6 protein-coding genes and 2 pseudogenes are annotated in these 7,708 nt (G+C 73.3%); all 8 read left to right on the forward strand.

Features of this window, described 5'->3' with window-relative positions; genetic code table 11:
• A pseudogene (locus ACFC1F_RS41890) lies at positions 1–880 on the forward strand (DNA polymerase III subunit gamma and tau); the annotation flags it as partial.
• A gap of 233 nt (positions 881–1,113) precedes the next feature.
• Complete coding sequence (locus ACFC1F_RS41895; RefSeq protein WP_209417321.1) at positions 1,114–1,452, forward strand: YbaB/EbfC family nucleoid-associated protein; 339 nt, start codon at positions 1,114–1,116, stop codon at positions 1,450–1,452.
• Positions 1,453–1,652: 200 nt separating this feature from the next.
• On the forward strand, positions 1,653–2,252 hold the full coding sequence (gene recR / locus ACFC1F_RS41900) for a recombination mediator RecR (protein ID WP_209417322.1): 600 nt from the start codon (positions 1,653–1,655) through the stop codon (positions 2,250–2,252).
• On the forward strand, positions 2,245–2,985 hold the full coding sequence (locus ACFC1F_RS41905) for a DUF5063 domain-containing protein (protein ID WP_376166902.1): 741 nt from the start codon (positions 2,245–2,247) through the stop codon (positions 2,983–2,985). The genes recR and ACFC1F_RS41905 overlap by 8 nt, the downstream gene beginning before the upstream one ends.
• A gap of 297 nt (positions 2,986–3,282) precedes the next feature.
• A complete protein-coding gene (locus ACFC1F_RS41910) occupies positions 3,283–4,563 on the forward strand; it encodes an aspartate kinase (RefSeq protein ID WP_148644038.1) in 1,281 nt (426 codons plus the stop codon).
• The gene (locus ACFC1F_RS41915; protein ID WP_376166904.1) at positions 4,560–5,612 is read left to right on the forward strand and encodes an aspartate-semialdehyde dehydrogenase; all 1,053 of its coding nucleotides are present in this window, start codon (positions 4,560–4,562) and stop codon (positions 5,610–5,612) included. Before ACFC1F_RS41910 ends, ACFC1F_RS41915 begins: the two co-directional genes overlap by 4 nt.
• A gap of 435 nt (positions 5,613–6,047) precedes the next feature.
• Positions 6,048–6,593 (forward strand): SigE family RNA polymerase sigma factor, encoded by a 546-nt coding sequence (locus ACFC1F_RS41920; protein ID WP_148644040.1) that lies wholly within the window; start codon positions 6,048–6,050, stop codon positions 6,591–6,593.
• A pseudogene (locus ACFC1F_RS41925) lies at positions 6,586–7,708 on the forward strand (hypothetical protein); the annotation flags it as partial. The gene ACFC1F_RS41920 and the pseudogene ACFC1F_RS41925, both read left to right, overlap by 8 nt.

Genomic DNA, 7,708 nt, shown 5'->3' on the forward strand with positions numbered 1-7,708 from the left:
GCGCAGCTTCCCGCCGGCCGGCGGCGCGCCCGCGCCCGCCCAGCCCGCGCCCGTGCAGCAGGCCCCGGCCCAGCCCAGCCCCGTCCAGGCCGCCCCCGTCCAGGCCGTGCCGCAGCCGCAGCCGCAGCCGGCGCAGGCCCCCGCGCCCGCGGCGGCCCAGGCCGGCGGGCAGCCGTCGGGCGCCGCGCAGCAGGGTGCCACGCAGATCCGCCAGATGTGGCCGCAGATCCTGGAGGCGGTGAAGAACCGCCGCCGCTTCACCTGGATCCTGCTCAGCCAGAACGGCCAGGTGGCCGGGTTCGACGGCAGCGTGCTCCAGGTGTCGTTCATCAACGCGGGCGCCCGGGACAGCTTCGTCGGCAGCAACAGTGACGACGTGCTGCGCCAGGCGCTGTCGGACGCGCTCGGCGTGGACTGGCGGATCGAGTGCATCGTCGACCCCTCGGGCGGCTCGTCCGGCGGGGTCGCCGCCGGAGCGGGCGGCGGCGCGACACCCGCCGGCGGCGGCTTCGGCAACAGCGGTGGCAACAGCGGCGGCGGCTGGGGTGCACCTCCGGCGCGTCCGGCGGCGTTCGCGCCCCCGGCGCAGCCTGCTGCGCCCGCGCCGGTCCCGCCGCCCGCGCCCGTGGCCGCACCCCCGTCGGCACAGGTCGCCCCGGCGGCCCCGGCCGCGTCGATGGCACCGGCCGCCCCGGTGGCGCCTGCCCAGCCCGTGCAGGCCCGGTCGGCCGCGCCCGCCGGTCCGGCGGTCGCCCTGGAGGACGACATTCCGGAGGAGGACGACCCGGACCTCAAGGAGGAGACGTTCTCCGGTCAGGAGCTGATCATCCGGGAGCTGGGTGCGACGGTCCTGGAGGAGATCCGCCACGGCGGCGGCTGACGGACGAGCACCACGTAGGCTCGGGGTGACGACGCGTACGGCGCGACGACGTGATGATGCGTACGACGCGACGACGCGACGACGCGACGACGCGCGAGACGCGGCCGCCACGGCTGCCGCGGACGACGCGATCCGAGCAGGACGTGTCGCATGGACGTGTCGCATGGACGTGTCGCACAGACGTGTCCGCAAGACGAACCCGTAAGACGAACCCGAACGCAAGGGAGTGAGCCGTGTTCCCCGGTGGTGGCCAGCCCAACATGCAGCAGCTGCTCAAGCAGGCGCAGAAGATGCAGCAGGACCTCGCCCAGGCCCAGCAGGAGCTGGCCGAGGCGAAGGTGAACGGTTCGGCGGGCGGCGGCCTGGTCGAGGCCACGGTGACCGGTGCCGGTGAGCTGGTGGCGCTGACCATCGCCCCGGCCGCCGTCGACCCGGAGGACACCGAGACCCTGGCCGACCTGATCCTGGCGGCGGTCCGGGACGCGAACCAGACCGCGCAGAAGATGCAGGCCGAGCGGATGGGCCCGCTGACCCAGGGCCTGGGCGGCGGCATCCCGGGTCTGCCCTTCTGACCTGCGGACCTTCCCCGACCGGTGGGGAGGATCCGGGGTCGTGATGCTCTGAAGTTCAGGCGACGGACCTGTGTGATTTATGCGGGAGTAGGGCGTCGGGCGGTGCGCCCGGCGCCCTGTTCGTTGGATGATGGCACCGGAGTACCCCGAGCGGGTGCACCACCGACCGGCCGGCACCGGCCACCTAGGGAAGGCGCGACGTGTACGAGGGCGTGGTTCAGGACCTCATCGACGAACTGGGCAGGCTGCCCGGCGTCGGGCCCAAGAGCGCGCAGCGGATCGCCTTCCACGTCCTGCAGGCCGACCCCGTCGACGTCCGCCGGCTGGCGCACGCGTTGCTGGAGGTCAAGGACAAGGTCCGGTTCTGCGCGGTCTGCGGGAACGTCGCGGAAGCCGAGCAGTGCCGGGTCTGCCTCGACCCGCGCCGCGACCTCGCGGTGATCTGCGTGGTCGAGGAGTCCAAGGACGTCGTCGCGATCGAGCGCACCCGCGAGTTCCGCGGCCGCTACCACGTGCTGGGCGGCGCGATCAGCCCGATCGAGGGTGTCGGCCCGGACGACCTGCGGATCCGCGAGCTGCTCGCGCGCCTCGCGGACGGCACGGTCACCGAGCTGATCCTGGCCACCGACCCCAACCTGGAGGGGGAGGCGACCGCCACCTACCTGGCCCGGCTCTGCAAGCCGATGGGCCTGAAGGTGACCCGGCTGGCGAGCGGCCTGCCCGTCGGCGGGGATCTGGAGTACGCGGACGAGGTCACCCTCGGTCGCGCCTTCGAAGGGAGACGACTGCTCGATGTCTGACCGGACGATCAACCAGCAGCCCCACACGCCCCACCAGGCCGGCCCCCACCCGGCCGGCCCGGCCCCGGACCGGCACGCCCCGCACACCCACGCCCCGCACACCCACGCGCACGGCTCGGAGCCCGACGACTTCGCGGTGCAGATCGCGGACTCGGTGGAGAGCTTCGTGCTCGCCGTCACCGAGGTCGCCAAGGGCGACGAGCCCGGCAGCGCGGTCTCGCTGCTCCTCCTGGAGGTGTCGCAGCTGCTGCTGGCCGGCGGCCGGCTGGGAGCCATCGAGGACGTCGTCCCCGAGGACCGCTTCGAGCCCGACGCCGGGCCGGAGCCGGACGGCGAGCAGCTGCGCGAGCGGCTGGCCGAGCTGCTCGCACCCATCGACGTCTACCACGAGGTCTTCGACCCGTACGGGCCGCCGGAGAAGCCGAACGCCTTCCGGATCTCGGACGACCTGGCCGGCGTGGTCAGCGAGCTCCAGCACGGGCTCACCCACTACCGCGAGGGGCGGGTCAGCGAGGCGCTCTGGTGGTGGCAGTTCTCGTACCTCTCCAACTGGGGCACGACCTGCTCGGCGGTGCTGCGGGCGCTGCAGTCGCTGATCGCCCACGTCCGGCTGGACAGCCCGCTCGGGGCGGTTCCGGACGGTGCGGACACCGACGACGACGGCCTCACCGACGAGCAGCTGGAGCAGCAGGCCGGCGACCTGATGGCGGCCGAGCTGGGGCTCGGACGGTAGACCGCCGGGGCGGAGGGCGGACTGTGACGCAAGCCTCAGGCTCCGGGGCCGCGAAGGAAAACCCCGGGGCCGCCGTCCGTTCGTCCGCCGATTCTTCGGGAGCGTCCCGGATGCCCCGCAGACCTGCCGGTGGCCACCCCGGTCACGGCGCTCACCTGCTGAAACAGGCGTCTCATCATATGGAAAGCGGCGGTCGCGGCACCCCTGCTCGGTAGACTGACGCCGACCGCACTACCCCCGCCACCCGGGGGTACGGGGGCCCCGGGCCCCCGAAACGACACAAGTCGAGGAGCGCACGTGGGCCTTGTCGTGCAGAAGTACGGCGGCTCATCCGTTGCGGATGCCGAGGGCATCAAGCGCGTGGCCCGTCGAATCGTCGACACCAAGAAGGCCGGCCATGAGGTCGTCGTCGTGGTGTCCGCGATGGGCGACACGACGGACGAGCTCATCGAACTCGCGGAGCAGGTGTCACCCATCCCTGCCGGCCGTGAGTTCGACATGCTGCTGACCGCTGGAGAGCGCATCTCCATGGCCCTGCTGGCCATGGCGATCAAATCCCTGGGTCACGAGGCCCAGTCCTTCACGGGCAGCCAGGCCGGTGTCATCACCGACTCCGTCCACAACAAGGCGCGCATCATCGACGTGACGCCGGGCCGCATCCGCACCGCCCTGGACGAGGGCAACATCGCGATCGTGGCCGGCTTCCAGGGCGTCTCGCAGACGAGCAAGGACATCACCACGCTCGGCCGCGGGGGCTCGGACACCACCGCCGTCGCCCTCGCCGCGGCCCTCAAGGCCGAGGTGTGCGAGATCTACACCGACGTGGACGGCGTGTTCACCGCCGACCCGCGCGTGGTGAAGAAGGCCCGCAAGATCGACTGGATCGCGTACGAGGACATGCTGGAGCTGGCATCGTCCGGTTCCAAGGTCCTGCTCGACCGCTGCGTGGAGTACGCGCGGCGCTACAACATCCCGATTCACGTACGCTCGTCCTTCTCGGGCCTTCCCGGGACGATCGTCAGCAACGACAACCCGAACCAGCCCGAAGGGGGCGAGATGGAGCAGGCCATCATCTCCGGAGTCGCCCACGACACTTCCGAGGCCAAGGTCACGGTCGTCGGCGTGCCGGACAAGCCGGGCGAGGCGGCGCGCATCTTCCGCGCCATCGCCGACGCCGAGGTCAACATCGACATGGTGGTGCAGAACGTCTCCGCCGCGTCGACCGGGCTGACCGACATCTCCTTCACCCTGCCGAAGACCGAGGGCCAGAAGGCCATCGACGCGCTCGGCCGGGTCAAGGAGGGCATCGGCTACGAGTCGCTGCGCTACGACGACGCGATCGGCAAGATCTCCCTGGTCGGCGCCGGCATGCGCTCCAACCCGGGCGTCACCGCGACCTTCTTCGAGGCGCTCTCCGAGGCCGGCGTCAACATCGAGCTGATCTCCACCTCGGAGATCCGGATCTCGGTCGTCACCCGCGCCGACGACGTCAACGAGGCCGTGCGCGCCGTCCACACCGCCTTCGGGCTGGACAGCGAGTCGGACGAGGCGGTCGTCTACGGAGGCACCGGGCGATGACCCGGAGGCCGAACCTCGCCGTCGTCGGCGCCACAGGCGCGGTCGGCGAGGTGCTCCTCGGCCTGCTCCCCCTCCGTCAGGACATCTGGGGCGAGGTGCGCCTCGTCGCCTCCCCGCGCTCGGCCGGCCGCAAGCCGGTCGTGCGCGGGGAGCTCGTCGAGGTGCTCCCGCTCACCGAGGAGGTCTTCGACGGGATCGACGTCGCGCTGTTCGACGTGCCCGACGACGTCTCCGCCCGCTGGGCGCCGGTCGCCGCGGCCAAGGGCGTCGTGGTGGTCGACAACTCCGCGGCGTTCCGGATGGACGACGCCGTCCCGCTGGTCGTCCCCGAGGTCAACGCGGCGGCGGCCCGGATGCGCCCGCGCGGCATCATCGCCGGGCCCAACTGCACCACGCTCACGATGATCGCGGCGCTCGGCGCGCTGCACGCCGAGTACGGGCTCAGCGAACTGGTCGTCGCCTCCTACCAGGCCGCCTCGGGCGAGGGCCGGGCCGGCGTGGACGCGCTGCGCGAGCAGGTCGCGCTGGTCGCCGGCACCGAGGTCGGCGAGCAGACCGGCGACCTGCGCGCGGTGATCGCCGACCACGGGCCGTTCGCCGCCCCGCTGGCGCTCAACGCGGTGCCGTGGAGCGGCTCGCTGATGGACGGCGGCTGGGCGTCCGACGAGCTGAAGCTCCGTGACGAGTCGCGCAAGATCCTCGGCCTGGCCGGCCTCAAGGTCTCCGCGACCTGCGTCCGCATCCCGGTGGTGCGCACCCACGCGCTGGCCGTGCACGCCGTCTTCGAACGCGAGGTCACCCAGGAGCACGCCCAGGAGATCCTGCGCGACGCCCCCGGCGTGGTGCTCTACGACGACCCGGCGTCGGGTGAGTTCCCCACCCCGAACGACGTCGTCGGGACGGACCCGGTCTGGGTCGGGCGGGTCCGCCGGGCGCTGGACGACCCGGCCGCGCTGGACCTCTTCCTCTGCGGCGACAACCTGCGCAAGGGGGCGGCGCTCAACGCCCTGCAGATCGCCGAACTGGTCGCGGGCGAGCTCTCCGGCTGACGCCCCGTCCGCGTGCGCGGCCCGCGCCGCACGGGTCGGGGGGTGACGTCCCGTCCGTTCCACGGCCCCGCGCCGCACGGTCCGGGGTGGCGCCGCCGTCCGCTTTCCGGGCCCCGCGTCTCACGGGCCGGGTTTCGCGTCTCACGAAGCGGGCTTCACGCACCGTCCACATTCCGGGCGCCGTGCTCCACGTTCCGGGCACACGGATCCGGATCCCTCCGCCGGACCGATCGTGGAATCGGCCGTATCCCCTGGAGGCCGCTCCGGCCCATGCGCGAGAATGTCCCCCGGGCTGGGCAACCATGACAGGGGATCGAGTGTCCAACGGGCGTGGCGAACGTGATGGTGAGGGCAGGGGCGGGCATCTCGGCAACGGCCGCGGTGACGTTCCCGCTGCGCGCCCATTGGCCTGCGGATAGGCCGGAAGACAGTCAGATGAAGGCGGTCCCACCCGGCCCGGCGGACTCCGGTGCCGGTACCAGCGCGGGCACCAGCGAGGACCTGCTCACCGAGACCTACCAGGCCCACTACCGTTCCCTGCTGCGGTTGGCGGCGTTGCTCCTGGACGACCTCTCGACCTGCGAGGACGTGGTCCAGGAGGCGTTCATCCGGGTGCACGCGGCCCGGCGCCGGGTCCGCGAGCCCGAGAAGACGCTCGCCTACCTGCGGCAGACCGTGGTCAACCTGTCCCGCTCCACGCTGCGTCGCCGGATCCTCGGCCTGCGGCTGCTGCCGAAGCCCATGCCTGACATGGCCAGTGCAGAAGAAGGAGCCTACGATGCGCTGGAGCGCGATCAGTTGAAGGCCGCGCTGCGGGGTCTGCAACGCCGTCAGCGGGAGGTTCTGGTGCTGCGTTACTTCGTGGACATGACGGAGGCGCAGGTCGCGGAGACCCTGGGCATCTCGCTCGGTTCGGTGAAGGCGTACGGCTCGCGGGGGCTCGCCGCGCTGCGGGTCCAGATGGAGGCCGGGCATGGCTGACGACAGGGGCGGCCCCGGCAGTACGAACGGGCCGAGGCCGGGCGGGCCGCACCGGGACGGGCTCAAGCCGGGCGGGCCGCACCCGGGAGGCCCGAACCGGGACGGGCTGGACCGGGACGGGCTGAACCGGGACGGACTGAGTCGCGATGGACTGAGCCGGGACGGACTGAGCCGGGACGGACTGAGCGCGGAGGAACGGCGGATCCGCGAGCTGATGCAGCGCGCGGTCTCCGAAGTCCAGCCCGACCCCGCGGGCCTGCACCGCATCCGCCACGCCGTACCCCGACGGCGCGCCGCCGTGCGCGGCGCCTGGACCGGAGCCGCCGCGCTGGCGCTCGCGGTGGCCATCGCACTGCCCGCCCTGCACGACGACGACCACCTGGGCCTGTCCGGCGGCCCCGGCTCACCCGGCGCCCACGGCGGGACGGCCTCCGCCCCCGTCGGCGGAACCAAGTCCGGCGACGACCCCGTCGGCCCCAACCAGTCTCCGCACTCCGGCACGAGCGGCACCGGCACGAGTGGCGGCCCGTCCGGCTCCGCCAGCGCCCCGCCCAGCCCCGGGGCGACCACGGCCGGCACGGGGCCGGGTCTGCCCGCCCCCACCACCGCGTCCAGCAGCGGCGGCGAGGTGCTGGTGCCGCTCTGCACCCGCGGCGACCTCGGGCAGGGCACCGCGCAGACCGGCAGGGCCGACGCCGCCGGGCGGATCTACGGGTACTTCACGGTGCTCAACGTCTCCGGGCGCGCGTGCAGGCTCGGTGGGCCAGGAGCGGTCTCGGTCGTCGCCGTCACCGGGACGGACGCCGGTCGGATCCGGGTGAGCGACCACACGGCCGGCGACCCGGCGACCGGCCTGCCCGCCCCGGGCGCGGGTGCCGCGGCGGGCGGGTCCGTGGGCGGATCCCTCGGTGGGGCCGTCGGCGGGGACGGGGCCGGACAGGGCCTGCTGCTCGCACCGCAGGCCGGGTACCGGGTGGACTTCGGCTGGGTGCCGGACGCCGGCGGGTGCCCCGCCCCGGGCGGCCCGACCCCCAGCGCCACGGCCGGTGCCCTGAGCCACCAGCAGGTCCGCGAGGCGCTGGTACTCCTCGTCCGAACCGTCGCACCACTCGATG

Origin of the sequence: Kitasatospora sp. NPDC056181 (genome assembly GCF_042266225.1) — a bacterium.
GTDB lineage: Bacteria > Actinomycetota > Actinomycetes > Streptomycetales > Streptomycetaceae > Kitasatospora.